Below are 24,750 nucleotides of genomic sequence, written 5' to 3'. Positions count from 1 at the left end.
TGTAAACATTGTGAATACGACAGGGCTTATTTCTTTACCGCAGTCTGCCGCTGTTAATTTTGTGCACTTTTTGCGGTTTCAGCATGGAGGTGACAGCCAATTGCGCTGGTTGCCAACTGGCACATATTAACCGGAGGGATAGAAAACTGAAGGGGCAGGGGCCTAAAACCGGCTCTGGCTCAACAAATCAGTCAATAAGCGGCCCATTTTTGGCCATTGGTATGGCTTTTCTCCCCGGATGTCGTTCCTCCGCTTGCCCGGTTTGGGATGGCCGAACCTTGCTGCAAATTCCTTCGAACGGCTTCGTTATATGGCTGGGGCAGGGTCTGGTCAGCCGGTGTCGAGCTCGTCACTTTTGTCGTGTCGAGCACACTTCCCACCCCGTCGTCACTCTCGTCAGTTGTGGCATCCAGCACGCATCTCTTTCTGATTACTCCTTTATTTTCAGTTGATTGTGAATTTTTATCGCACCTTTTGCCCGTTTTGGTCTGATAAATGCTTTGTGGGGGGCTGGCCGCCTCTTTGCCTGTCGGCGGGCGGCCCGGTGTAACGAACCATTTAGGATCCCTCTCTATGAACAGCTTCGTGATTGCAGATCCCAGTCTTTGTATTGGGTGTCGTACCTGTGAGGTGGCCTGCGCCGTTTCACACCAGTCAACGTCCTGCACGGGTACCGTTGAGCGGGAGGGCGGCCTGCATCTTGCCATCGAGGATGGACATCTGGTCTCCAAGGACAGCTATTTCCAGCCGCGCCTGAAGGTGATCGTGGGCAGCAAGGTGACCACGCCGGTACTTTGCCGCCAGTGTGAAGACAAGCCGTGCGCCATGGCCTGCCCGAACAATGCCATCGTCAGCGAGGATGGTTGCGTCAAGGTGTTGCAGGAGCGCTGCATCGGCTGCAAATCCTGCGTGGTGGCCTGTCCTTACGGTGCCATGGCGGTGGTGGTGAAAGAGGTGGCGCCCGCTGCCGATGCGTTGTTCAAGCGGCCGCAGACCAAGGCGCAAGCCTTGAAGTGCGATCTCTGCCGTCACCGCGAGGCGGGCCCGGCCTGTGTCGAGGTGTGCCCGACCCAGGCACTGCGGCTGGTCACGCCGCAAGCCCTTGGCGAACTGAATCGCCAGAAGCAGCTGGCCAGTGCCGAGGCGATGGCGGCCTGCCAGCGCCAGCCGGTCTCTGCACAGGGGTAAGGCTATGGGGATGACGTGCGCCTCTGCGCTGTCACCCTGCTCAGCCATTTTCGTTAAAGGCCTTTGATCGTTAACAGCCTTTTACCGTTAACAAACAAGAGTGTGAGTCATGAAAAAAGTCATTACCATGTGCCCCTATTGCGGCACCGGTTGCAAAATCAACCTGCTGGTTGAAAACGACAAGGTGGTGGGGGCCGAAGGCGCCAACGGCCGGACCAACGAGGGGCAGCTCTGCCTCAAGGGCTATTACGGTTGGGATTTTTTGAACGACACCAACCTGCTGACCCCCCGTCTCAAGAGCCCGATGATCCGCCGCGAGCGCGGTGGCAAGCTCGAGGCCGTCTCCTGGGATGAAGCGATCGAGTTCGCCAGCAGCCGTCTCTCTGCCATCAAGGCGAATTATGGCCCGGACGCCATCATGACCACTGGCTCTGCCCGTGGCCCGGGCAATGAAGCCAACTATGTGATGCAGAAATTTGCCCGTGCGGTGATTGGGACGAACAACGTCGACCACTGCGCGAGGGTGTGACACGCACCCTCAGTCTCCGGTCTGGAGACAACTGTAGGCAACGGCGCCATGAGCAACGCCATTCCCGAAATTCAAGAGACCAAGTGCCTGCTGGTGTTTGGTTACAATGCTGCTGACTCTCACCCCATCGTCGCTCGCCATATCCTCAAGGCGAAGGCAAACGGGGCCAAGGTGATTGTGTGTGATCCCCGCATGGTGGAGACCGCCCGCATCGCCGATCAGTGGCTGCCGCTCAAAAACGGTTCCAATATGGCGCTGGTTAACGCCTTCGCCAACGTGTTGATCAATGAAGGGCTCTACAACAAGGCCTTTGTCGCCAACTACACCGAAGGGTTCGAGACCTTCAAGGCGACGGTGGCCAAGTACACCCCGGAATACGTGGAGGAGATCACCGGCCTCAAGGCCGCGGATATCCGCGCCGCCATTCGCACCTATGCCGAGTCGCCTGCTTCCATGATCCTGTGGGGCATGGGGGTGACCCAGTACGGTCAGGCGGTGGACGTGGTCAAGGGGCTGGCGGGTCTGGCGCTGCTGACCGGTAACTTCGGTCGTCGTGGCACCGGTTGCGGCCCGGTGCGCGGTCAGAACAACGTGCAGGGCACCTGCGACATGGGGATGCTGCCTCACCAGTTCCCGGGTTATCAGTCGGTGGCCGATCCCGCCATCAGCGCCAAGTTCGCCAAGGCGTGGGGCGTGGAATCCCTCTCTCAAAAGCCCGGCTATCGTCTGACCGAGCTTGGCCACAAGGTAGAGGAGGGCAAGTGCAAGGCCTTCTACATCTTTGGTGAAGATCCGGCCCAGACCGAAGCTGACTTGGGTCAGTTCCGCCGTACCCTGGCGGGGATGGAGCTGGTGATCGTACAGGATATCTTCATGACCCAGACCGCCGAGATGGCCGACGTCATTCTGCCCGCCACCAGCTGGGGCGAGCATGAAGGGGTCTACAGCTCGGCGGATCGTGGCTTCCAGCGCTTCTACAAGGCGGTGACGCCCCCCGAGAACGTGAAACCGGACTGGGCCATCTTCTCGTTGATGGCGACCGCCATGGGTTATCCCATGGAGTACCACAACACCGAAGAGATCTGGGACGAGATGCGTGCGCTCTGCCCGCTCTATACCGGGGTCAGCTACGACAAGATGGCCGATCTCAAGAGCGTGCAGTGGCCTTGCCCGACCGAGGATCACCCGGGCACCAGCACCCTGTTCGAGGGGAATGTGTTCACCACCCCGAGCGGCAAGGGCCAACTGCTCGCCGCCGAGTGGCGGCCGCCACGTGAGCAGCCTTGCGCCGAGTACCCGCTGGTGCTCTCCACCGTGCGCGAGGTGGGTCACTACTCCTGCCGCTCCATGACCGGCAACTGCTCGGCGCTGCAAACCCTGGCCGATGAGCCGGGCTATGTGCAGATCCATCCGAGCGATGCCAAAAAGCTCGGGGTGAAGGATCAGGCGCTGGTCTGGATCTCGTCACGACGCGGCAAGGTGATCACCCGCGCCAACTACAACGAGCGGGTCAACGCCGGCGTGGTCTATATGACCTACCAGTGGTGGATCGGGGCCTGCAACGAGCTGACCATCGAGCACCTTGATCCGGTCTCCTACACCCCCGAGTACAAGTACTGTGCGGTGAAGATCGAGCGCATCGAGGATCAGCCTGCGGCGGAAGTGTACGTCCAGACTGAATACAGCGCGCTCAAGGCGAAATTGCGCAGCGCAGCCAAAGGCTGACCCGCCCTAAAAAAGGACGTTCTGCACAAATAAGGGAACCCGACTCGGATTTATCGAGTCGGGCACCCTTTTATTACCCAAAAACAGGGGATAAATGATGCAACATGAAATTGGTCGCTTATTCGGAATTTTCTATATTGGTACCTATCTGGCGGCGATATTGCTGGGAATAGGTTGCTATATTTGGCGCGACGAGATGATATTTCTGCTCGGCTTCGGTTTTTTCGGCTGTTTTATGGCAGCACGGCTCGCCATGGGCAGCGTATTTTCCGCCTTGAGTATTTCCAGTGCCTGGCTGATCGGGTTTATCTCCACCACCTTGATCAACGGCCTGCTGCTGGGGGTGATCACCCTGCTGATCTACCTCACGCACCAGAGCGTCACCGCCGAGCTTGCCGACAACGCCAGCTGGCTGCTGATGGCCTTCCAGAGCTTGTCGGCCCTCTTTATCTTCGGAGGCCTGAAGTGCTGCCACAGCCGGTTCATCACCTCATAAATTGCCGATAAATGGGCAGCAAACGCCATCTCGAAACCCGCAGCCAGCGAAGAGGAGAGGCAGATCTGACAGTTGACGGCGGCCCACTTTTCGGGCGCCTTAATTGAGATCAAGAACTGATGAAATAACCGGTTAAATATGGCCATCAGATATATTAAATCGGATTGTAATGAAATTTGAGCTCATCTATGATGAGTCGCCATTCCAATATATCCCCCGATAACGATGTTACTTTTTGTTGTCGTTCGTTAATAACAACTCTGGAATTGCAACATGCGACAATTTTCGTCACCGCTTTTCTTATTGGCAGCCGCTTTTACGGGCTGCGGCTATTTATTTTGGTGACGGGTGCTTGTCGTGATGCGATGGCATGGACAGCCTGACTGGTGACTAAATCGATATAACGTGAGGCCGCAATGCTAAATGTGAGTGCCATCCCCCTGGACGAGATCTCTCCCATCTGGGACGACGGTTTCCTCCTGCTCTCCAAATCCCTCCTGTCGGCCGTGACGCTCGATGATTTTATCCACAAACTCAACAAGATAGATGCCAGCTTCGGCGGCGTGACCCGGGTCAACCTGATCCTCAACATGGGTGCGGACGAGGAGGCCATCTTCTATTTCATGGGACAGTCCGGCCCAAAGCATCTGGTCTGCCCCAAGGCAGAGCTGCACCTCTCCCCCCGTCCTACCAAAGAGACCCCGGAACAGGCCATCATTCTCGCGGCCGCCCGCTTTGAGAATCGCTGCCCGGCCCTGGATCGCGAAGGGATCTACGGGGGGCTGCGCTCCTACTGCCAGCTCCCCATCACCACCGCCCGCAGCCATCTGGGCGGGGTCGAGTTTATCAACACCCAGCTCGACAGCTTCACCATGGAGACCCTGGCCAAGCTGACCCAGCTGGCGGCCATTATCGCCATTGCGCTGGAGAACGTGCTCGACAAGGAGCGCACCCTGGAGCAGGCCAACTCCCTGCGCCTTGAGCGCGACAGCTGCAAAATTCTGGTGGATGTAACCAATGCGGTGATCAAACTGGTGCGCATCGCCGAACTGCCCAAGAGTCTGTTTGCCATCCTGCACCACCACTTTGGCATCAGCAGCTTGTGTCTGGCGGAGTACAACGCTACTTCCGACAGCTTCAAGAGCTATCTGGTCAATCAGCAGCAGTGCGACGAGCCGGGCATCATCGATCACTCCTGTTTCGAGCAGAAGTGTCTGCAGGGGGCACTTGGTCACAGCGAGCCGTTTTTCGTCTATCGCGAGCATGGCCACGGCTGCAGTAATCGTTGCCGGTTTACCTCCCAGATCCTGCCGCCCGATGCCGAGAGTTCCTGCATTTTGCCGCTGCGCTATCGGGGCAACCTGCTGGGGGTGTTGATCCTCTCGCACCCCAATGCCGATTTCTTTGCCGATATCGATATCTCCCTGCTGGAGCAGGTGGCGGCGCGCACTGCGATTGCCATGAACAACGTGCAGGCGCAGCAGGAGATCTCCAACACCAACGGCGCTAAAGAGAAGACTATTCGCATCAACGAGCCGCAGATGCAGGGGGAGTTCCCCCACATCATCTATCAGAGCGCGGTGATGGAGAGTGTGCTGGAGAAGGTGCGGCTGGTGGCCGAGAGTGACAGTACCGTGCTGATCCTCGGCGAAACCGGCACCGGCAAGGAGCTGATCGCCCAGGCCATTCACGCCCTGAGTGCCCGCCACGACCACGAGATGGTGAAGGTGAACTGCGCCGCCATCCCCACCGGCCTTATCGAGAGCGATCTCTTTGGCCACGAGAAGGGGGCCTTTACCGGCGCCCTGACCCAGCGGATCGGCCGTTTCGAGCGGGCCCACAAGGGCACCCTGTTCCTCGACGAAGTGGGGGATATGCCGCTGGACTTGCAGCCCAAACTGTTGCGGGTATTGCAGGAGCACGAGCTGGAGCGGGTGGGTAACAGCAACCCCATTGCGGTGGATGTGCGGCTGGTGGCCGCCACCAACTGCGATCTGCTCTCCATGGTCAAGAACAAGCGTTTCAGAAGCGACCTCTACTATCGCCTTAATGTCTTTCCCATCGAGCTGCCCCCTCTGCGGGAGCGGCGCGAGGATATTCCGCTGCTGGTCAATTTCTTTATCAAGAAGATCGCCAAGCGGATGCGCCGCACTATCACCTCGATCCCCGCCGATGCGATGAAGATGCTGGTGTCGCTGCCCTGGTACGGCAATATCCGCGAGCTGGAGAACGTCATCGAGCGCGCCGTGGTGATGACCCGCGGCCATGTGCTCAACCTCTCGCCCGATGAGCTGATGCCGCTCAAGGGCTACCACAAGATTGAGACTCTGGTTTATGACGAGCCCGCCACGCCGCTCTTTGCCGAGGAGGGGCCGATTGATGAGCGCGAGGCGATCATCGCCGCCCTGCGTGACTGCAACGGCATCGTCGCTGGCGAGCGGGGGGCGGCCAACCGTCTCGGCATGAAGCGTACCACCTTGCTCTCGAAAATGAAGCGGCTCGGCATTTCGGCCAGAGATCCCGAGATCATTGACGGGGTCGCTTTATGAGGGGTGAGGCAAGTGAGCTTGAGGCGCGAAGCGAGCAGAGAGAACAAAGAGGGCTGAGCGAACAGAACGAGCTGGCCCGCTGCGCCATCCACCGCGAGGTGGTGCACTACCGCGCCGATACACTGACCTGCGACAGCGAGATGGAACTGCCCTCCGAGACGCCGGTGGCGCTGGTCTACAACGGCATCGCCCACAGCGTGATGATGTGCTCGGCCTCCGATCTGGAGGATTTCGCCATCGGTTTTTCGCTATCTGAGGGGATCATCGACAGCCTGCTCGATATCCACGACATCGAGCAGATTGACGGCTGTCAGGGGATTGAACTGCATATCACCCTGGCCAATCGCTGCGTTCATCGCCTCAAAGAGAAGCGGCGCACTCTCGCGGGTCGCACCGGTTGCGGCATCTGCGGCAGCGAGAGTCTTGAGCAGGTGATCCGCACCCAGCCTGTTCTGCCCGACAGCCAGCGGCTGGCGGTGGGTGATATCGACAAGGTATTGAGCGCGCTGCGCCCGCTCCAGCTATTGGGTCAGCGCACCGGCGCCACCCATGCGGCGGTGCATCTGGATGGTGAGGGCAATATTCTCGCCATTCGTGAGGATGTGGGGCGTCATATTGCGCTGGATAAGCTGGTGGGGCACTTGTGCCGCACGGGTCGCCGTGATGGTGCCATTCTGGTGACCAGCCGCGCCAGCTTCGAGATGGTGCAAAAGTGCGCCAGCGCCGGGGTCGAGATCTTGCTGGCTATCTCCGCCGCTACCGAGCTTGCGGTCGAGCGGGCCGAGCAGACCGGGCTGACGTTGGTGGGTTTTTGCCGCCCCGGGCGGGCCGAGATCTACAGCGGCTGTCAGCGTATCCTGCTCAAGTAATCGCAAGGCCGTGAACCCGCTAAACGGGGCACGAAAACTGGCAATGAAAAAGGGCGGGGAGTGTGACTCCCCGCCCTTTTTGTATCTGCTGCTGTGGCGAATTAGCGCGCCAGCAGGATACGCAGCATGCGGCGCAGCGGCTCGGCGGCGCCCCACAGCAGCTGGTCACCCACGGTAAAGGCGGCCAGATACTCAGGGCCCATATTGAGCTTGCGCAGACGGCCCACCGGAATGCTGAGGGTGCCGGTGACGGCAGCCGGGGTCAGCTCGCGGGCGGTGATGTCGCGATCGTTGGGGATCACTTTCACCCAGTCGTTGTGGGCAGCCAGCAGGGCTTCGATCTCCGCCAGCGGCACATCCTTTTTCAGCTTGATGGTGAATGCCTGGCTGTGGCAGCGCAGGGCGCCGATCCGCACACACAGACCATCCACCGGAATGACGGCGTTCTCGATACCCAAAATCTTGTTGGTCTCGGCCTGACCCTTCCACTCTTCACGGCTCTGGCCGTTGTCGAGCTTGGTGTCAATCCAGGGGATAAGGCCACCGGCCAGCGGCACGCCGAAGTTGTCCACCGGCAGGGTGCCGGAGCGGGTCTTCTCGGTGATCTTGCGCTCGATGTCGAGGATGGCGGAGGCAGGGTCTGCCAGCTCGACCGCCACTTCGTCACGCAGCATCCCCATCTGGGTGACCAGCTCGCGCATATGGCGGGCACCGCCACCGGAGGCGGCCTGATAGGTGGCCACGCTGACCCATTCCACCAGATCGGCCTTGAACAGGCCGCCGAGGGCCAGCAGCATCAGGCTGACGGTGCAGTTGCCGCCAACGAAGGTCTTGATGCCATCGTTCAGGGCCTGCTCGATCACGTCGCCGTTGACCGGATCCAGAATGATGACGGCGTCTTTCTCCATCCGCAGGGAGGAGGCGGCGTCAATCCAGTAGCCCTGCCAGCCAGCGGCTTTCAGGCGCGGATAGACATCCTTGGTGTAGTCGCCGCCCTGGGCGGTGATGATGATATCCTGCTTGGCTAGCGCCTCGATATCGAAGGCGTCTTGCAGAGTACCGGCATCGACGCCGAAGTTGGGGGCGGCCTCACCGGCCTGGGAGGTGGTGAAGAATGTGGGTTGAATATGGGCGAAATCCTGCTCTTCCTGCATCCGGCTCATCAGAACCGATCCCACCATGCCACGCCAACCGACCAAACCTACTTTTTTCATAATGTCCTACCCTGGATTGCTGCTAAAGAAACTCGTGGTGACACCCGTAACCCCTTGTCTGGCGACGCCTGTTTACAAGCGGTTTACAGGCCATTTAAAAAATATGCGCTGCGAAAAATGCGTCTATCCACATTACGGATTGTGACGGCTTGCGCAAGTCGAATTGCGCAATATTCTGTGCCGTTTGCTGCATTAACCGGCAGCCAGCGCACCGCTCAGGCAGACGGGGAGGGAGAAGGTCAACATCAGACGAAAAGGCCACCGTTTATGGCGGTGGCCTGTCAATAAAGCGGTTGAGAACGTCCTCTGCTGGGCGTAGTTGGCGAGTGAAACAGCCCGACAGCTTGGGCGCTTAGCCGTAACGGGCCAGAGTGAGCCCCTCATCGCTGATGGCGGGTTCGCTGCCGCTGATGAGATCGCACAACAGCTGACCCGAACCGGCCGCCATGGTCCAGCCCAGGGTGCCGTGGCCGGTATTGAGCCAGAGGCCGGGAATGGGGCTCGGCCCTACCAGCGGGGTGCCGTCCGGTGTCATGGGGCGCAGGCCGGTCCAGAACTCGGCCTGGCTGATATCGCCCCCCTCGGGGAAGAGATCCCCGACCACCATCGCCAGCGTGTCGTGGCGTCTGGGATTAAGGGCGAGATTGTAGCCCGACAGCTCCGCCATGCCGCCGACCCGGATCCGCTCGTCAAAACGGGTGATGGCCACCTTGTAGGTCTCGTCGAGCACGGTACTGCGCGGCGCTGCCTCGGCGTTGATCATCGGCAGGGTGAGGGAGTAGCCCTTGACCGGATAGACCGGCAGCTCCAGCCCGAGCGGGCGCAGCAGCGGCCGCAGAAAACCGGTGGCATAACTGCCCAGCGCGCAGACGATGGCATCGGCGCGATAGCGCTGCTCGCCCGCCCGCACCGCCACGGCGCGGCCGCGGGCTTGCTCAATCTCGTCGATGTCGCAGTTGAAGACAAACTTGACTCCGAGCTTCTCGGCTTCAAGGGCAAGGGCCTTGGTGAAGCGGAAGCAGTCGCCGGTCTCGTCGCCGGGCAGACGCAAGCCGCCGACGATTTTGCCGCGCACCCGCGCCAGCGCAGGCTCTGCCGCTTCGCAGCCGCTGGCATCCAGCGACTGGTAGGGGACGCCATACTCCTCCAGCACCTCGATATCGCGCTGGCTGGCATCGAGCTGGGATTGGCTGCGAAACAGCTGCAGGGTGCCGAGCTGGTGCCCTTCGTAATCGATGTTTAGCTCGTCGCGCAGCAGCTTCATGCAGTCGCGGCTGTATTCGGCCAGACGCACCATGCGCCCCTTGTTGGTGGCATAGGCGGTCGGGGTGCAGTTGGCGAGCATTCTGAGCATCCAGCGTAGCTGGAAGGGGTCGGCGGTGGGGCGCACGGTGAAGGGGGCATGCTTTTGCAACATCCATTTGGCGGCCTTGAGGGGGATGCCGGGAGCCGCCCAGGGGGCCGCATAACCGGGTGATATCTGCCCGGCGTTGGCATGGCTGGTTTCAAGGGCTACGCCACCTTGTCGCTCCAGCAGAGTCACCTTGTGACCCGCTTTGGCCAGATACCAGGCGCTGGTTACCCCAATTACGCCGCCACCGAGAACCACTATCTCCATATCGTCTTTCCTTGACTGATCTCCTGATGTGGCTACCACCATAATCAGCCGCCACAGGATATTCAACCGCTCTACGCAGGATTGGGATCTCCGTCTGCTTGCCAGTCACAAGCTGGTGTTTGGTGCGATGGTGAGCCTGATTGCCAGCGTAAATCGCTGCGCTGTTTTCAGGGCAGTGTCAGGGGGTATGGTCCGCTTACAACTGCTCCAGCTTGATCAGGTACTGCTCCGCAGTGGCCAGAATGACCTGCTGCTGTTCGGCGGCTTGGCCATCCCAGTTGGCATAGGGGAGGGCGAGGCGGGGATTGCCGCCCAGTTTGTCCCGATTGCGCCAGAGAAAGTGCCAGTAGAGGCTGTTGAAGGGGCAGCTCCCATCGCCGTGGCGGGCTTTGACCTGATAGTGGCACCCCTTGCAGTAGTGGCCCATTCGCTCGAGATAGGCGCCGCTGCTGGCGTAGGGCTTGCTGCCCATCAGGCCGCCATCGGCAAACTGGCTCATGCCGCGGGTGTTGGGCAGCTCCACCCACTCGATGGCATCCACATAGATACCGAGATACCACTGATCCACCTCGTCAGGATCGATCCCCGCCAGCAGGGCAAAGTTGCCGGTCACCATCAGTCGCTGGATATGGTGGGCGTAACCGTGCTCAAGAGACTGGCGAATGGCGTGGCGCACGCAGGCCATCCTGGTTTCGCCGCTCCAGAAGAAACCGGGCAGCGGCCGGTTGGCATCGAGAAAATTGGCCTGCTGGTAGTCGGGCATCTTTTCCCAGTAGAGGGCGCGGACAAACTCGCGCCAGCCGAGGATCTGGCGAATAAAACCCTCCACCTGCGCCAGCGTGATGGTGGCCTGATTGGCCTGCCAGTGGGCCTCGGCGGCGCGGATCACCTCAAGCGGATGAAGCATCTTGCTGTTGAGGGAAAACGACAGGCGGCTGTGAAACAGACTCCAGCCACGCTCGCTCAGGGCATCCTGATAGCGGCCAAAGTGAGGCAGGCAGTGGGTCAGAAAATGGTCCAGCAGCTCGCGACTCTGGCGCCTTGTGATGGGCCACGGCAGTCTGCTGGTATCCGCCTCGCCGATGGTGTTGACCCCGTGGCGGGTCAGCATGGCGTCAATCTCGCTCACCTCGTTGGCAAAGGTGAGGGGCGCCGGGATCGGCTGGCTCGCCGGCAGCTTGGCGCGGTTCTCGTCATCGAAGTTCCAGCGCCCGCCAAGGGGTTGGCCGCGCTCATCGAGCAGCACCTGATATTGCTTTCGCAGGGCGCGGTAGAAGAACTCCATCCGGCTGTGGGGGTAGCGCTGCCAGCCATCGCGGGGGGTGAGAAAATGTTCGCTATCTACCTCGGTGGCAGGGATGGCAAGGCCCGCCGCCCAGCTTTTCAACTGGCTGGCGAGGCGCCATTCATCCGGGCTCTGCCAGGCAAAGCTGTTGGCCTGATGTGCTTCGAGCTGAGCTGCCAGCAAGCTTGGTAAATCGGGCCAGCGGGCACTCTCATCAAGGGTCAGGTAACAGACGCGGTGGCCCGCTTGGGTGAGTGCCGCTGCGAAGGTGCGCATGGCGGCAAAGAAGGCCAGCACCTTCTGACGATGGTGGCGGCAGTAGTCGGTCTCCTGCCGTAGCTCCGCCATCAGATAGCAGACCGTCGGATCCGGGGTGCGAAACCAGCTGTGACCGGCGTTTAGCTGATCGCCGAGAACAAGGCGTAGCTCCATCAGACTCGATCCTCCTCAGGTTGCTGGCAGCGGTGACGAGCGTGGCGACAGCGCTCGCTGCAGTAGCGAACCTCCTCCCAAATGCGCGCCCACTTGCGCCGCCAGCTGAAGGGGCGTTGGCAGACGGGGCAGATCTTTTCGGGTAGATGGGGTTTGCGATGCATGATGGCTTCCGGCCCAGGCTGATGGGGGATGTGGCGTATGGGTAGGGAGAATAACGAAGCGGGGGAGCGAGCGGATCAACCTCACTGCCGGTTTGCCGTGCAGATGCCCACTTTGTGAGCGGGCGCACAGCCCGTCGGTGCGCCCCTTGTTTGCCAATTAACCTGCCGTTAACGTGGCGAGGCTGCCTGTTGGCAGCATCCATCAATGGACATGGTTTCATCGACATAGTTGGCCACCGACTGTTTACAACCGATATGGAGGGGAGTGATGCCAATCATGACAGCTACGCCCCGGGCAGCTTGCCTGCTCGCCCACTGGTATACCCGGGATCCCATTCTCACCTTCGACTTTCCTCACCGCTGATTGGCGGCACCCGCCGTTTGAATTTGTCAGCCGGAAGACCCTGATCGCCCCGGCCTCTTTACCAATCCCGATTTCAAACACACTGGCCCCGCGCCGGTGAGGAGTCTTTTATGCGTCGTATACCCGAACCGTTTCGTATCAAGATGGTCGAGCCCATCAAACAGACCACTGGCGCCGAGCGCCGTGCCGCCCTCGAGGCCGCTGGCTGGAACCCCTTCCTGCTGCTGGCCGAAGATGTCTATATCGATCTGCTGACCGACAGCGGCACCGGTGCCATGTCCGATCGCCAGTGGGCTGGCATCATGATGGGGGATGAGGCCTATGCGGGCAGCCGCAACTTCGTCGAGCTGGAGCGCGCGGTGCGCGATATCTTCGGTTACCAGCATGTGACGCCTACCCATCAGGGGCGCGGGGCCGAGCAGATCCTCTTCCCCGAGCTGGTCAAGCGCTGCAAGGGCAAGGCACCTGTCTTTATCTCCAACTACCACTTCGACACCACCAAGGCCCATGTGGAGTTGGCCGGCGCGCGCGCCATCAACCTGCTCACCCCGAAAGCCCTCGACACCACCGCCCCCTACGCCTGGAAGGGGGATTTTGATCTTCCTCGCCTGAGCGACACCATCGAGACCCTGGGGGCCGCCAATGTGGCCGGCATCATCATCACGGTCACCTGTAACAGCGCCGGCGGCCAGCCGGTTTCCATGGCCAATATGGAGGCGGTCGCCGAGCTGGCCCGTCGCCACCATATCCCGGTGGTGATCGACGCCGCCCGCTTCGCCGAGAACGCCTGGTTTATCAAGGAGCGGGATCCGGCCTATGCCAAGCGCAGCATCAAGGAGATAGTGCGCCAGATGTTTGCGCTGGGGGACATCTTCACCATGTCGGCCAAGAAGGACGGGCTGGTCAATATCGGCGGGTTGTGTTGCTTTAAAGAGGATCTCGATCTGTTCCGTGCGGTGCAGGTGCGCTGCGTGGCGATGGAGGGGTTTGTCACCTATGGCGGCCTCGCCGGGCGGGACATGGCGGCGCTCGCCATCGGCCTGCGCGAGGGGATGGATGAGGAGTATCTCACCTATCGCATCAGTCAGGTGGCCTATCTCGGCGAGCGGCTGGCCGAGGCTGGGATCCCCATCCAGACCCCCACCGGCGGCCATGCGGTGTTTGTCGATGCCAAAAAGCTGCTGCCCCATATTCCGGCCGAGCAGTTCCCGGCCCATGCGCTTGCCTGCGAACTCTATCTGGAAGGGGGCGTGCGCGGGGTGGAGATAGGCTCCCTGCTGCTGGGGCGCGATCCCGCCACCGGCAAGCAGGAGGCGGCGGATTTTGAGCTGTTGCGCCTCACCATTCCACGCCGGGTCTACACCCGGGATCACATGGACTATGTGGCCGACTGTCTGATCGCGGTGAAAGCGCGGGCCAGCGACATTCGTGGGCTCACCTTTGACTACGAGCCGCCGCTGCTGCGCCACTTCACGGCGCGGCTAAAACCTGTCTGATCAGCAACCGGTCAGACGGGGTGATCAACCGAGCAAACCCGTGAAGATCAAGGGCTGCCCCCGATTAAACGGCCAAGTAAAAAGCCCCCGCACCAAGGTGCGGGGGCTTTCGTTTATCGAAGCAAACTGGGTCAGACAGCTTGATACTCCAGCTCGACAGAGCCCAGCGCCTTGAGGGTAGACTGGGCGGAGTCACGCTGGCTGATCTGGCCGCTTTTGTTCTCCAGCAGCACGGCGCGGCGGATGGTGGCGAGATCTTCGCCGTTAAGCACCGCATGGGCGCAAGCCATCTGCATCGGCGGCAGGCTGGGGTTGAAGGCGGCGTTCTCGGCGTAGCGGCCAGAGAAGATGCGGCCATCGGCAAACTGCAGCGCCACTGCGGCATAGCCTTGGCTGTAGGGGGCGTAGCTTTGACGGGCGGCGGCCAGCGCGGCCTGCCACAGCGGATCTTCGCTTTGAAGTTCAAGCTCTGCGTGATCCTGCGGGCTCATCAGCGCGTCCGTGATGTCGAGATCCGCCGGGCCAAACGAGTGGGGCAGGAAGGATTGCAGGGCGCTCAGGTCATCGGGCAGAGAGACTTTCAGGATCTTGGCGGTACTCAGCTCGTTCATGAACTGACGGCAGTGGCCGCAGGGGGTGTAGTTGACGGTGATTTCAGAGATCCCGGTCTCGCCACCCAGCCAGGCGTTGGAGATGGCGGACTGCTCGGCGTGAACCGAGTGGAACAGACCTTGCCCCGCGAACTCCATGTTGGCGCCGAAGTACCAGGTGCCGCTCAGGCCGCAGGCGATGGCACCGACATAAAACTTGGAGATGGGGGCTACCGAGCAGGCGGCGGCCAGCGGCAACAGGGCGAGGCGCAGGGCGCGATCATCGAGACCTGTGGCGGCTTTCAGGGTGGCGACTTGCTCCGGCGTGAAGCGGGCGTTGAAGTCGGCACTATCCAACATGGGCTGCACGGCTGCTTTGAGCGGGGCAGAGAGGGTATCGAATGGCTTGGCAAAACGGGGATGCATAGTGTGTCCTCAAAGGCCAATTGGGCGGCCATTGTAGGGAGCAAGCTCGGGTAAATGTGTGAGCAGGCTCACGCCCTGATGGGCAAACGGAGGGGGATGGTAATGGAAACGTTTGTCTTGTGCAAATTGTGCGGCAGGTCGCACCCCGAGAGGCCAGCAGGCCCCCCGGAATGGACAACAGGAGGTCAATGGGGTGATCAGATCAGCCAGTGATAGATGGCAAACAGCAGCGGGGCGACGGCCGCGGTGAGGATCCCGCACACCACCATGGCCAGCGACGCAAAGGCGCCCTGGGTGATCCCCTTCTCGGCGGAGGTGGCGGTGCCGATGGCGTGGGCACAGGCCCCCATGGCGAGCCCTTGCGCTTCCGGGTCGGTCACTTTGAGCAATCTGAGCAGCGGGTAGCCGATCAGGGCGCCAACAATTCCCACTACCACCACAACGGCGGCCGCGATGGCGGGAATGCCGCCGATGGACTGGCTGACGCTCATGGCGAGCGGGGTGGTGATGGATTTGGTCGCCAATGAGGCGAGCAGTGCCGGATCAGTGCCCATAAAATGACCGATCAGCAGGGTTGTGCACACCGAGATCAAGACGGAGGCGAGGGTACAGATTAGGATGGGCTTGAGCTTGGCCTGGATCTGGCGCGCCTGTTGATAGAGCGGCAGCGCCAGTGCCACCACGGCGGGCTCCAGCAGCATGGTAATGGGGCTGCTGCCGCGCTCGTACTGCTCAAGGGGCAGGTCAAACCAGAGCAGCAGGCCGATGATCACCGCGGTCGGCACCAGCACCGGATTGATGATGGGCCAGGGCAGGCGGCGATAGAGGGCGCGGGTGGCGAAATAGAGCGCCAGGGTCAGGGGAATGGCTAGCCAGAAGATCATTTGTTCATCCTCTGGTAAAGCCGACCGACGGTGGCGAGGATCAGCACGATCCCGAGCACGATGCAGAGCATGATGACGCCGAAGGATTGGCGCAGGGGCTCAAGCCAGGCCACCAGTCCGACCGCAACCGGCACGAACAGCACACCCATGTGGCGCAGCAGCAAGCCTGCGCCCAGCTCGACCCAGTGCAGCTTGATCAGTTGCAGGGAGAGCAGCACAAACAGCAGCAGCATGCCGATGATGCTGCCGGGAAAGGCGAAAGGCAGGATGGCTGCCACGGATTTGCCTGCCAGCAGGCAGGCGACGATGACCATAAAGTCACGAAAGTACAGCAAGGCGCGTTGCGCGATCACGTGAACCTCATCGACTGGGAAGAAAAATCGCAGTTTACCAGAGAGGCCGGGTCGCGGCATTAAAACAATAACAACTGAAATCAGTTCGTTTGCAGCTGATTTGTATGCAGATTATCTGTTGAACATCGTCTGATAGAACCCTTTTCGAACTACAAGGAGTAGTAATGACATCCCTCTTGTCCCGCGTTCGCCAGCTGGCGAACGATAATGCGTTGCCCTCCCACCTGTTGCAAACCCGCCAGTGGGAAGGGCCTCTGTGCCGGGTGCGACTCGACAACACAGGTTCTGATGCCACCCCGGTAGAGCGCTGGGTGCTGTTTGATGGCAAGCTTGGTCTGCCGGTAGAGAGCGCCATCTATGGTGAAGGATTCCAGATGCTGGCTCAGACCATGGGGTGCTGGCAATCACCACAACATGTCGGCCGTTGCCCCGATGCCAGCGTCTATCGCATCACCGATGACAATGGCTATCACACCATTCACAACCTGCTGCTGGTGGAGCATAACAAGGGGTGGCTGCTGCTTGCCTTTGCCAGCTGCCACCGTTTTGGCGGGGAGTTTCGTCTCTATCCCGATGGCCGCTTGCAGATCCTGATGAACTGCGAAGGGCGAAAACTCGCAGCCGGTGAGCACTGGCAGAGCGAGGCGCTGATCTGCCTCGAAGGAGCGGAGCGCGAGGATCTGCTGGCCGAACTGGCACAGCTGATCGAGGCCGAGCACGGCTTATTGATCGGCCAGGTGAGTGATCGCCCGAGCGGTTGGTGCTCCTGGTATCACTACTACGCCGAGGTGAGCGCTGCCGATATTCGCGAGAATCTGCAGGTGCGTGCCGAGCGCTTCCCGGCCCTGCGCTATGTGCAGATTGACGACGGCTATCAGGCCAAGATGGGCGACTGGCTCACTCCGTCGGCCAAGTTCGAGCAAGGTGTAGCCTCACTGGCTGCCGAGATCAAACAGGCTGGCTGCGAGCCTGCCCTCTGGGTCGCCCCTTTTATTGCCGAACCCGGTTCACAGGTGTTTCAGGAGCACCCCGACTGGTTTGTGAAGGGGGATGACGGCCTGCCGCTGCCTTCCGAACGGGTTACCTACGGCGGCTGGCGCTGCACTCCCTGGTATGTGCTGGACGGCACCCACCCCGAGGTGCAAGCGCACCTTGAGAAGGTGTTCCGTACCCTGCGCGAGCAGTGGGGCATCCACTACTTCAAGCTCGATGCCAACTTCTGGGGCGCTATCCACGGTGGCCGCTTCCACGATCCGGCCGCCACCCGGGTTGAAGCCTATCGGTGCGGCATGGCGGCCATCCTGCGTGGTGCAGGTGAAGGCGCTTTCCTGCTCGGTTGCAACGCTCCCATCTGGCCGAGCCTTGGATTGGTTCATGGTATGCGGGTGAGTGACGATGTGGAGCGCAACGGCCACCGCTATCGCCAGATTGCCCGCGAAGCCTTCTGCCGCGCCTGGCAAAATGACAAGCTCTGGGCCCTCGACCCCGACTGCATCTGTCTGCGGGATCTACCGAGCCAGCAGGCAAGCAAGGCGGATTACAGCTTCCATCTGGCTGCGTTGGTGGCGAGCGGCGGCATGATGTTGGCCGGAGATCGACTGCAAGATCTCGATGAGGAGCAGGCGGCGCAACTGCGCAAGCTGCTTGAGCTCTGTGCGGCCCGGGCACCCTCTGCCCGTTTCGAGTCGATGGACTTTGCCTGTGGCGAAGTGAGCCTGCCCGAGGGCGGCACTCTGCTCTGCCTGTTCAACTGGGAGGGGCAACCACAGGAGTTTCTGCTGCCGGAAGGGGGCGCTGATTTTTGGCAGGGGCAGGCCGTTGGTACTGCCGTGACCCTGCAAGGGGGCGAGGGACGGGTGATCCGCTACAGCTGATCACAGCCTCACCACATACAATTCAGGCTCCATCACGGAGCCTGAATTGTTTCAATCAGTGGTTATCAGCCACGGTTGTCAGTAACGCCACTCAAAGCCGATGGCATATTTGGCGGAGCCGTAGCCCGGGATGTCGCTGTCGGAGGCGATCGCCTTGAGGGTCAACAACGGGGTGATGGGCACCCCCAGACCGAAACCGATAGCCAGCTGATCATTGGGGTTCCCCATCAGATCGACCCGCATCACCCGATAGAGGGACATATCCTCGCTCAGGTGCGTATACGCCTGTGACGCACGGTTATAGGCCTGACCAAATACCTCCAGCTGAAAACCGGACTGGGCACTGATGGCCAGCGGCACCCCGACAAACTTGTAGAGATGGGAACCGTTGAAGTAGCTGTTGGTGATCTGGGGGGTGAAGTCAGTCTGCTGGTAGAGCGTGCTGAAGTTGTGTTCGACGATGCGATAGGTCTGCTCCGGCAGGCGAGCAAGGTAGTCCGGCACATCGAACCGGTATGCGGCGTTGGCTGCCAGCGGCAGCAGGGCCAGTAATCCGAGCAGTGCGTGGTGACGAGGCATCAGCAATTGGCTTCCGTTCGGCCAAAGAGAACTCTTGCTTGGGAAACATCCGTTCAGGATGTTGCAAGATATTGGTTTTTTGGGGAAATCCCCTTCGTCATTATGACCTGAAGAAGGGGATGGGCGGGTAGGATTTATTGTGAAACGACTCACAACTCATAAATCTTCCAGATAATGGTAAAGACTCTTAAGAATCGCAAAGTTCCGTTCGTTACTCTGGTTCTGCTCTGCCAGCGCCTCGAGACGGGGCACATAGTCCGGCAGACGGCGGCTGAAGTAGTCGCTGCAGTGCAGGCGCCAGCGTTTCTGCTCCGCTTCGCTCAAGGTGTGCGGCCAGTTGCGGGCGCGGTAGCGGAACAGCATCTCCGGCAGCCGGGCGTCGGTAAAGGCGAACTCCCGCTCACCCAGTAGATCCGCGGGGGTGGCACGCACCAGATCCATGGTGGACTTGTCGCCATGGCCAAAGAATCCGGCGTAGAGCTGGGTATCGGGATCGCTCTCATTGCTGCCGGCGAACTCCTGATTGAACACTTCCACCAGTTTTTCCCGCACCTCGGGGTGGGCGCGCAGCAGATCTAGGCTCTTGCGGCACTGCTCCCGATTGATGCCGAGCTCGTCGGCGCGCTCCGCGGTCAGGGTGGCGGCCGGCGCCAGCACCGGGCACTTGTTGATATGCACCAGTTTCACCGGAATGCCCGCCAGATCCCCCAGCTCCTCTTTTTTGGTATAGAGGCGCTCGCGGATCTCCTCGCTGGAGAGTTCAATGAGCGGGGTGGGGTCACGGGTCAGATCCACCATGATCACCGCGTTCTGGTTGGTGGGGTGCCAGGCAAGTGGCGAGACCCAGCTTGCACAACCCTGCCAGGGGGAGAACATGCCGGAGACGTGCACCAGCGGCTTCATGGTCACTACGTCAATCAGCGCCTTCACCTTGTTTTTGTTTCGCAGATCAAAGAGATAACAGAACAGCTTGGGTTGTGCCTTTTTCACCAGCTTGGCCATCTCGATGGTGGCCAACACGTCCGAGAGTGCATCGTGGGCATTGGCGTGAGTCACGCCGTTGGCGACCGTCAGTTTTTCAAGTTTGAAACTCGGCTTGCCTTCATCGTCAAAGGCCCACTCTATCCCCTCCGGACGCAGGGCATAGCAGGCCCGCAGCATGTCGAGAATATCCCAACGGGAGTTGCCATTCTGCCAGCTGTAGGCATAGGGATCATAGAAGTTGCGATAGAGGGTGTAGCGGGTCACTTCATCATCGAAGCGGATGCTGTTGTAGCCAAGCACACAGGTATTCGGCGTGGCGAACTGCTCGTGGATCTGGCGAATGAAATCCGCCTCGCACAGCCCATCCTTCATCGCCTTTTGCGGCGTGATACCGGTAATCAGGCACGCCTCCGGATCCGGCAGGTAGTCTGCCGGCGGTTTGCAATAGATGACCAGCGGCTCGCCAATGAGGTTGAAATCCGCATCGGTACGAATACCGGCAAACTGCGACGGCCTGTCCTTGGCGGGGCTGATGCCGAAGGTCTCGTAGTCGTGGAAGTAGAATGTTGGCTGTGTTGTTTGGTTCTTGGGTGTGCTCATGTGTTCTTGTTTTATCGCCTAAGCTTCTGATTATATGGTTCTTAATGATGTGTTCAGCTTTGTCTGAGCACCCAATAAATTCTTTGCTGTTTGTGTCTGTCTGCCTATGTTCACCATCCAATTAGTACAACTCAAAGTACAAAACATGGTATTTTGTTAGTACAAAATTTTATTGGGTGAGCTATGGCAATTACAGACAGCTGGCTGCGAGGCGTTAATGGTAAACCATACTCCGGCCAGAGCGAAGTCACTGACGGTGATGGGCTTGGCATAAGGGTGTCACCTAAAGGGCTGATCACCTTCCAAGTGCGTCATATGCGTGATGGGAAACAAGTCAGAACCACGATTGGCCGTTACCCTACGGTGACTCTTCGGGATGCCAGGATCAAGGCCGCGGAAATCAAGGCAGGCCCTGAGCAAATTGTTAAAACCAGTGAAGAGCCTACACCTGCTGCTCTGTTTGAAGAGTGGTTCGAGAAGTATGTGATGCGGGAGTGTCGTGAAGGCACGCAGAAGAACTACCGCTACACCTTCTCTTCGGTTAAGAACCGGTTACCAGACAAGCCACTCAATCAGATTTCTATGGACATGTGGCTGAGCTATTTCGATGCCATAAGCGAAAGAGCACCTGGTGTTACCCGTTCGGTCATTACTGGGTTGAAAGCATGCTTCAACTGGCATATCCGCCGCGGCACGATCAACGTGCCCAACATGATGAGCTTACGGGCTCGGGATGTCGGGGCGCCAGCTAAGACCGGGCACCGGGTGTTGACGGTAGCCGAGGTTGCCAAGATTTGGCGAGCGATTGAGGCGAGCCGGGCAGGTACCGGTAACAAGGTGATCCATTTACTTTGTCTGGTCTATGGGTGCCGACTATCCGAGGCCAGAATGCTCAAGCGCCAAGACCTGGATTTCGAGTCTATGGTCTGGACGGTGCCGGCGGAGATCAGCAAGACCGGTAAGCCGATTCGTCGCCCTATCACATCAGTAGGTAAGCAACTGTTCGAACGGGCTGGGATGGCGTCGGTGGACTCTGTCTATCTGTTCCCTGGGCAAGGGGAGGGGAATAGTCCTCTGGAGATCCACTCGTGTAATCGGCTGGTGAGCCGCTTACGCAGCAACTTGGGGATCCCCCATTGGCGCATTCATGATGCAAGGCGCACCCTGTCGACCAGGTTGTCAGAGCTTGGCGTATCACCGCACGTTACTGAAACCATGCTGGGGCACGCATTGCTTGGGGTGATGTCTGTGTACAACAAACATGACTGGCTGGAGGACCAACGGGCTGCATATGAGCTTTGGTGGTCAGTCCTCCAGCGAGAGCTAGGAGTGGCTGTGAGTCCGGTTATGGCTATCAATCCACGCCATGACGTGTGACTTGATCCAGCGCAGCGGCTGGTGGTCGATTGGCTTGGGAAACGTGGCGTCTTTATTGCGCAGGTGATAAAGCGCGGTCCGTCCCTTGCCAAGCATCACCAGCAGCTCTTTCTGCTCAATTTTCTCGATTGGTTCAATCATAATGCCTCCATCGCTTGATAGCGTTGCTGGTACTCGGAGTTCACCTGCTTCCATTGCGGGTCATTAGCCATCTTGAGGCAATGAATACGGCGAGCCATGGCGAACCGGGCTTTGCCCAACATGTTGGCGCTTGCGGCGTGATGCTGGGCCTTCTTGTAGGAGAGGGCGGCATCGATGTAGCTAGCGCTCTGCTCCTGTTGGATGGCTTGCTTGAGGTCATCCCGGTAATTGCGTTGGTAGAGTCTGATATCCATCGTGTCCTCCCGGACAGTCGTTGTTACATCACAGCCAGCGTGGCCAGAAACAATGTGGTGCTAACCAAGATGGCCAGCCCTTCAATCAACGCCCTCTTCACATTCCTGATACTCCAGCTCGTTGAAGTTGAGATACTGGGCTGGGGCCTTATCAATGGCGGCCAGCCTGATCTGTTGGTGGGTCAGCGGGTGGTGTGCCTCGATGGTGCCGGTCAAGCGATCCGGTGCAGAGCCCAGTTCAGTCGCTGCGCTCAGGGTGTAGTTGTAGCGGTGCATTTGCCTGCTCCTTTGGTTGTGTCTATCTGCCAGCGGTACCCGCCGTGCTTTTCCTGCTGGCCGGCAAGGCAGCGGGTGATGGCTACCCTGACAAATCCACCCTTGGTCTCGGCGTCAGTGACGCTGTCGAACCGGACCACCTGATCCCCGCAAGTGCCTATCACCGGGGTCTTGCACCACTGCGGCGGCTTCACCACGTCAACATAGAGGCGGCGAGTGTGGCGGCCACGGCCGTTATCCCCGACCAGGCAGAAGTGTTCAACCCGGGTTGTGAAGCGGGACTCTCTGTGGATCTGCCCCATCACAATGCTGGCCGCGCTGACAGTGAGGGAGAACTCGGCGGCCACCTCGGCACTGATGACCCCGCCTTCTCTGCCGTGAATCCACTCGGCAATGTCCTGCACGATGCTCATCACTGCATCTCCTTGTGGTCAATGCAATACTGGCTGGCCAGCTGGCGGAGTTCGATTTCATTGCGCTTCTGCTGGCGCCGCTTGGGTGCTTCTGTCGCAGCGCGGTCTTTCTTCAGGCCTTTGCTGCAGATCAGCTTCTGGCTGTTGGTGGTCATGCTGCCTCCATAAAAATGACGTTATGGCGACTCGATTTCGGATAGAACGCTTTGATCGCCTCGTGCTCTTCATCGGAGATAGAGTTCTCTATTGCCCATGCCTGAATGTCGGGGACGTTGAGTTTTCTCTGCAGACGCGCCCACATCTCTGAGCGCTGGATGATTTCATCCAGGCTGGGTGGCTGGCCATGGCTCACTTTTACCATCCGGTGATGCAGATAGAATTTGATGGCTTCTGCCGGGTCTTCTCCGGTGCACTCGATGGCGATCGGGTTATTGATAAAATGCTCCAGCCAAAGCAAAGCCTCGCTCTTGTCGATCTCCATCTCTGGCACGATGTCGAAGGCCATGACCTCTTTTTCCACCCCGGTGACGCGATCCCTGATAGTGGGCTGCTTAATGCCAGCATGACGCTGCGCATGAATAATCAGTGGGTCTGTCAGGCCGCCAATGCCGTCCGGTGGTGCAAACCCCTCTGGCGGTTTGAACCAGCGGCGCTTTGGTACTGGAGCCTTTTCTGCTGGCTGCCCTTGCTCCGGATAGTAGCGGCGGCCGCAGCGGTGGATCTGGTAATACTCATGCAGCGCTGAGAACGCATGGGGCGCATCACGATAGATTGACCAGATAAAGTCGATGATGACCAACTGCCACGGCTGGATAAGCTGGAACCGTGGGAATCCATCATTGTGTTCATCTGCCCAGGCGCACTCATCAGCATCAATGCTCAGCATGTAGCGCAAGATCTGGCGGCGGGTTTTAAAGCTGAAGTAATCAGGTTGAAGCACGATGTGACCGGTCACTGGGTCGACCGTACGGCCTAACCACTCTCTGGCCGACATATCCCAACGGATGCCGAACAACCAGTCGCGGAAGTCGGCGATCGGCTTCAAATAGCCGTATTGGTCGTGGTCATTCTCGATCATGGCCTGCAGCGACTTGTCGCGCTCGCCGGTAGCTACGCATGACCAGCAGCCAAAACGGGCACCGCAGGCCGAACTGTTTAGCTGACTGTCGGCCAACCCGGATACACACCCGCCGTTGGCATCTTTGTAGAGCAGCACCAGGTCATCAAAGTGGTGAACGAATGAGGTGATCAGCGTATTGCCCATGCGTTGGTCGCACTTGCGCAGCAGCGTCCAGACATCGACTTCATCCCAGTCTGCGATTGGCACTGCGTACAGGTCGCCATCTGGGTTAGTAAGGATGACGCCAGCCTCATCACCTCGCGCCAGCATGCGAGCCTCACGCTCTTCAGACTCACAGAAGCGGGTGCCGACCAAGCTGATAATTGCGTTGCCAAACTGCTTGGACAGCCCCTTCTTCTCCTTGACGATCGGGTTGATCTTCCAATCCTTGCTGCAATCCCGGCTCATGCCTGGGTAGCGTGGCAACTTACCGCGACCAACGGTCACATAGTGGAACGATGCAGTCAGTGGAGGAGTCACGAGCCGGTACTCCAGCGGCAGTTCGTTAAGCACACAGAATCGCTCGAGCTCGCAGGACATCTGTTCAAAGAAGGCGCCAAGAGCCGGGTTCTCAACTGTGGTGTCGCTGGTGATGGCAAAACACTGTGGCAGAGTGATACCCGCAGCTTTTGCCCGCTTCATCGCTTCGATCACCAGCACCAGCACGGCGGTACTATCTTTGCCCCAGCTCAGGGATACGCAGAGCGAATATCCCTCGCGCAGCCAGCCAACCATAGGCGTGACAGCGGTTTCTATCAGGCGATTCATGCTGCTGCTCCTTGTTGACGGTTATCCTCCAGCATATCGAGCTGCTGCTCGGCATGGTTTGCAGTTGCGCCATCAACCCGCTTACCGAGCATTGAGGTATCCTGATTTTCACAGACAGTCCCGATTGTTACGATGAGACAATCGGGGGTATTGAATGAAATCGAGAGAACACTATTCACCAG

24 protein-coding genes are annotated in these 24,750 nt (G+C 59.5%); 8 read left to right on the top strand and 16 right to left on the bottom strand.

From position 1 onward, the window contains the following. Window positions 1–573 precede the first annotated feature (573 nt). From ACW5W8_RS12770 to fdhD, 5 genes are all read left to right on the top strand, one after another. Complete coding sequence (locus ACW5W8_RS12770; protein ID WP_498628199.1) at window positions 574–1,188, top strand: 4Fe-4S binding protein; 615 nt, start codon at window positions 574–576, stop codon at window positions 1,186–1,188. Between the two features lie 109 nt (window positions 1,189–1,297). Then, window positions 1,298–3,442, top strand: coding sequence for a formate dehydrogenase subunit alpha (gene fdhF, locus ACW5W8_RS12765; RefSeq protein WP_498628198.1), 2,145 nt, complete (start codon window positions 1,298–1,300; stop codon window positions 3,440–3,442). A 196-nt stretch (window positions 3,443–3,638) separates the two neighbouring features. After that, window positions 3,639–3,938, top strand: a complete 300-nt coding sequence (locus ACW5W8_RS12760) for a hypothetical protein (RefSeq protein ID WP_498628197.1) — start codon at window positions 3,639–3,641, stop codon at window positions 3,936–3,938. 416 nt (window positions 3,939–4,354) lie between these two features. Then, window positions 4,355–6,487, top strand: coding sequence for a sigma 54-interacting transcriptional regulator (locus ACW5W8_RS12755; protein ID WP_498628196.1), 2,133 nt, complete (start codon window positions 4,355–4,357; stop codon window positions 6,485–6,487). After that, on the top strand, window positions 6,484–7,356 hold the full coding sequence (fdhD, locus tag ACW5W8_RS12750) for a formate dehydrogenase accessory sulfurtransferase FdhD (RefSeq protein WP_498628195.1): 873 nt from the start codon (window positions 6,484–6,486) through the stop codon (window positions 7,354–7,356). The genes ACW5W8_RS12755 and fdhD overlap by 4 nt, the downstream gene beginning before the upstream one ends. Window positions 7,357–7,457: 101 nt before the next feature. Here the strand turns inward: fdhD and asd are convergent, their stop codons facing one another. From asd to ACW5W8_RS12730, 4 genes are all read right to left on the bottom strand, one after another. After that, complete coding sequence (gene asd / locus ACW5W8_RS12745) at window positions 7,458–8,570, bottom strand: aspartate-semialdehyde dehydrogenase (RefSeq protein WP_005345266.1); 1,113 nt, start codon at window positions 8,568–8,570, stop codon at window positions 7,458–7,460. A 352-nt stretch (window positions 8,571–8,922) separates the two neighbouring features. Further along, window positions 8,923–10,230: a D-amino acid dehydrogenase gene (locus ACW5W8_RS12740; protein ID WP_498628194.1), complete on the bottom strand. Its 1,308-nt coding sequence runs from the start codon at window positions 10,228–10,230 to the stop codon at window positions 8,923–8,925. 154 nt (window positions 10,231–10,384) lie between these two features. Continuing rightward, window positions 10,385–11,905, bottom strand: a complete 1,521-nt coding sequence (locus ACW5W8_RS12735; protein ID WP_498628193.1) for a cryptochrome/photolyase family protein — start codon at window positions 11,903–11,905, stop codon at window positions 10,385–10,387. Then, window positions 11,905–12,069 carry a DUF2256 domain-containing protein gene (locus ACW5W8_RS12730; RefSeq protein ID WP_498628192.1) on the bottom strand — a complete coding sequence of 55 codons (165 nt, stop codon included), beginning with the start codon at window positions 12,067–12,069 and terminating at the stop codon, window positions 11,905–11,907. The genes ACW5W8_RS12735 and ACW5W8_RS12730 overlap by 1 nt, the downstream gene beginning before the upstream one ends. A gap of 474 nt (window positions 12,070–12,543) precedes the next feature. Here ACW5W8_RS12730 and ACW5W8_RS12725 point away from each other — a divergent pair, with 474 nt between their 5' ends. Next, window positions 12,544–13,929: a tryptophanase gene (locus tag ACW5W8_RS12725; RefSeq protein WP_498628191.1), complete on the top strand. Its 1,386-nt coding sequence runs from the start codon at window positions 12,544–12,546 to the stop codon at window positions 13,927–13,929. Between the two features lie 131 nt (window positions 13,930–14,060). Here the strand turns inward: ACW5W8_RS12725 and cdd are convergent, their stop codons facing one another. The 3 genes from cdd to ACW5W8_RS12710 all read right to left on the bottom strand — a co-directional run bounded on the left by cdd (window position 14,061) and on the right by ACW5W8_RS12710 (window position 16,182). Then, window positions 14,061–14,945, bottom strand: a complete 885-nt coding sequence (gene cdd, locus ACW5W8_RS12720; protein ID WP_498628190.1) for a cytidine deaminase — start codon at window positions 14,943–14,945, stop codon at window positions 14,061–14,063. Window positions 14,946–15,142: 197 nt separating this feature from the next. After that, complete coding sequence (locus ACW5W8_RS12715) at window positions 15,143–15,829, bottom strand: LrgB family protein (RefSeq protein WP_021230200.1); 687 nt, start codon at window positions 15,827–15,829, stop codon at window positions 15,143–15,145. Continuing rightward, entirely contained in the window at window positions 15,826–16,182 is a 357-nt protein-coding gene (locus ACW5W8_RS12710; RefSeq protein ID WP_005333279.1) for a CidA/LrgA family protein, read from the bottom strand. Before ACW5W8_RS12710 ends, ACW5W8_RS12715 begins: the two co-directional genes overlap by 4 nt. A 164-nt stretch (window positions 16,183–16,346) precedes the next feature. Between ACW5W8_RS12710 and ACW5W8_RS12705 the strand changes: the two genes are divergently transcribed. Beyond that, a complete protein-coding gene (locus tag ACW5W8_RS12705; protein ID WP_498628189.1) occupies window positions 16,347–18,056 on the top strand; it encodes a glycoside hydrolase family 36 protein in 1,710 nt (569 codons plus the stop codon). A gap of 78 nt (window positions 18,057–18,134) precedes the next feature. On the opposite strand, the gene ACW5W8_RS12700 is transcribed toward ACW5W8_RS12705, so the two are convergent. Both ACW5W8_RS12700 and sbcB read right to left on the bottom strand, forming a co-directional pair. Beyond that, entirely contained in the window at window positions 18,135–18,635 is a 501-nt protein-coding gene (locus ACW5W8_RS12700; protein WP_498628188.1) for a hypothetical protein, read from the bottom strand. Between the two features lie 156 nt (window positions 18,636–18,791). Further along, window positions 18,792–20,219, bottom strand: coding sequence for an exodeoxyribonuclease I (gene sbcB / locus ACW5W8_RS12695; protein ID WP_498628187.1), 1,428 nt, complete (start codon window positions 20,217–20,219; stop codon window positions 18,792–18,794). A gap of 183 nt (window positions 20,220–20,402) precedes the next feature. On the opposite strand from sbcB, the gene ACW5W8_RS12690 reads away from it, so the two are divergent. Continuing rightward, entirely contained in the window at window positions 20,403–21,596 is a 1,194-nt protein-coding gene (locus tag ACW5W8_RS12690; protein ID WP_139462677.1) for a tyrosine-type recombinase/integrase, read from the top strand. Here ACW5W8_RS12690 and ACW5W8_RS12685 read toward each other — a convergent pair. From ACW5W8_RS12685 to ACW5W8_RS12655, 7 genes are all read right to left on the bottom strand, one after another. Then, window positions 21,543–21,737 (bottom strand): helix-turn-helix transcriptional regulator, encoded by a 195-nt coding sequence (locus tag ACW5W8_RS12685; protein ID WP_139462675.1) that lies wholly within the window; start codon window positions 21,735–21,737, stop codon window positions 21,543–21,545. The two genes, ACW5W8_RS12690 and ACW5W8_RS12685, sit on opposite strands and share 54 nt — an antisense overlap. Then, on the bottom strand, window positions 21,734–21,991 hold the full coding sequence (locus ACW5W8_RS12680; RefSeq protein WP_181222486.1) for a hypothetical protein: 258 nt from the start codon (window positions 21,989–21,991) through the stop codon (window positions 21,734–21,736). The genes ACW5W8_RS12685 and ACW5W8_RS12680 overlap by 4 nt, the downstream gene beginning before the upstream one ends. Before the next feature lie 81 nt (window positions 21,992–22,072). Next, complete coding sequence (locus tag ACW5W8_RS12675; RefSeq protein ID WP_498628186.1) at window positions 22,073–22,267, bottom strand: hypothetical protein; 195 nt, start codon at window positions 22,265–22,267, stop codon at window positions 22,073–22,075. Next, complete coding sequence (locus ACW5W8_RS12670; protein ID WP_498628185.1) at window positions 22,243–22,680, bottom strand: hypothetical protein; 438 nt, start codon at window positions 22,678–22,680, stop codon at window positions 22,243–22,245. Before ACW5W8_RS12670 ends, ACW5W8_RS12675 begins: the two co-directional genes overlap by 25 nt. Further along, on the bottom strand, window positions 22,680–22,835 hold the full coding sequence (locus ACW5W8_RS12665; RefSeq protein ID WP_498628184.1) for a hypothetical protein: 156 nt from the start codon (window positions 22,833–22,835) through the stop codon (window positions 22,680–22,682). The genes ACW5W8_RS12670 and ACW5W8_RS12665 overlap by 1 nt, the downstream gene beginning before the upstream one ends. Continuing rightward, entirely contained in the window at window positions 22,832–24,568 is a 1,737-nt protein-coding gene (locus ACW5W8_RS12660; protein ID WP_498628183.1) for a phosphoadenosine phosphosulfate reductase domain-containing protein, read from the bottom strand. The genes ACW5W8_RS12665 and ACW5W8_RS12660 overlap by 4 nt, the downstream gene beginning before the upstream one ends. After that, a partial coding sequence (locus tag ACW5W8_RS12655; protein ID WP_498628182.1) for a hypothetical protein occupies window positions 24,565–24,750 on the bottom strand: 186 nt, incomplete at its 5' end. The genes ACW5W8_RS12655 and ACW5W8_RS12660, both read right to left, overlap by 4 nt.

The organism is Aeromonas aquatilis, assembly GCF_054052405.1.
The sequence above is the reverse complement of the archived record's forward strand: the minus strand, read 5'-3'. Positions and strand labels throughout refer to the sequence as shown.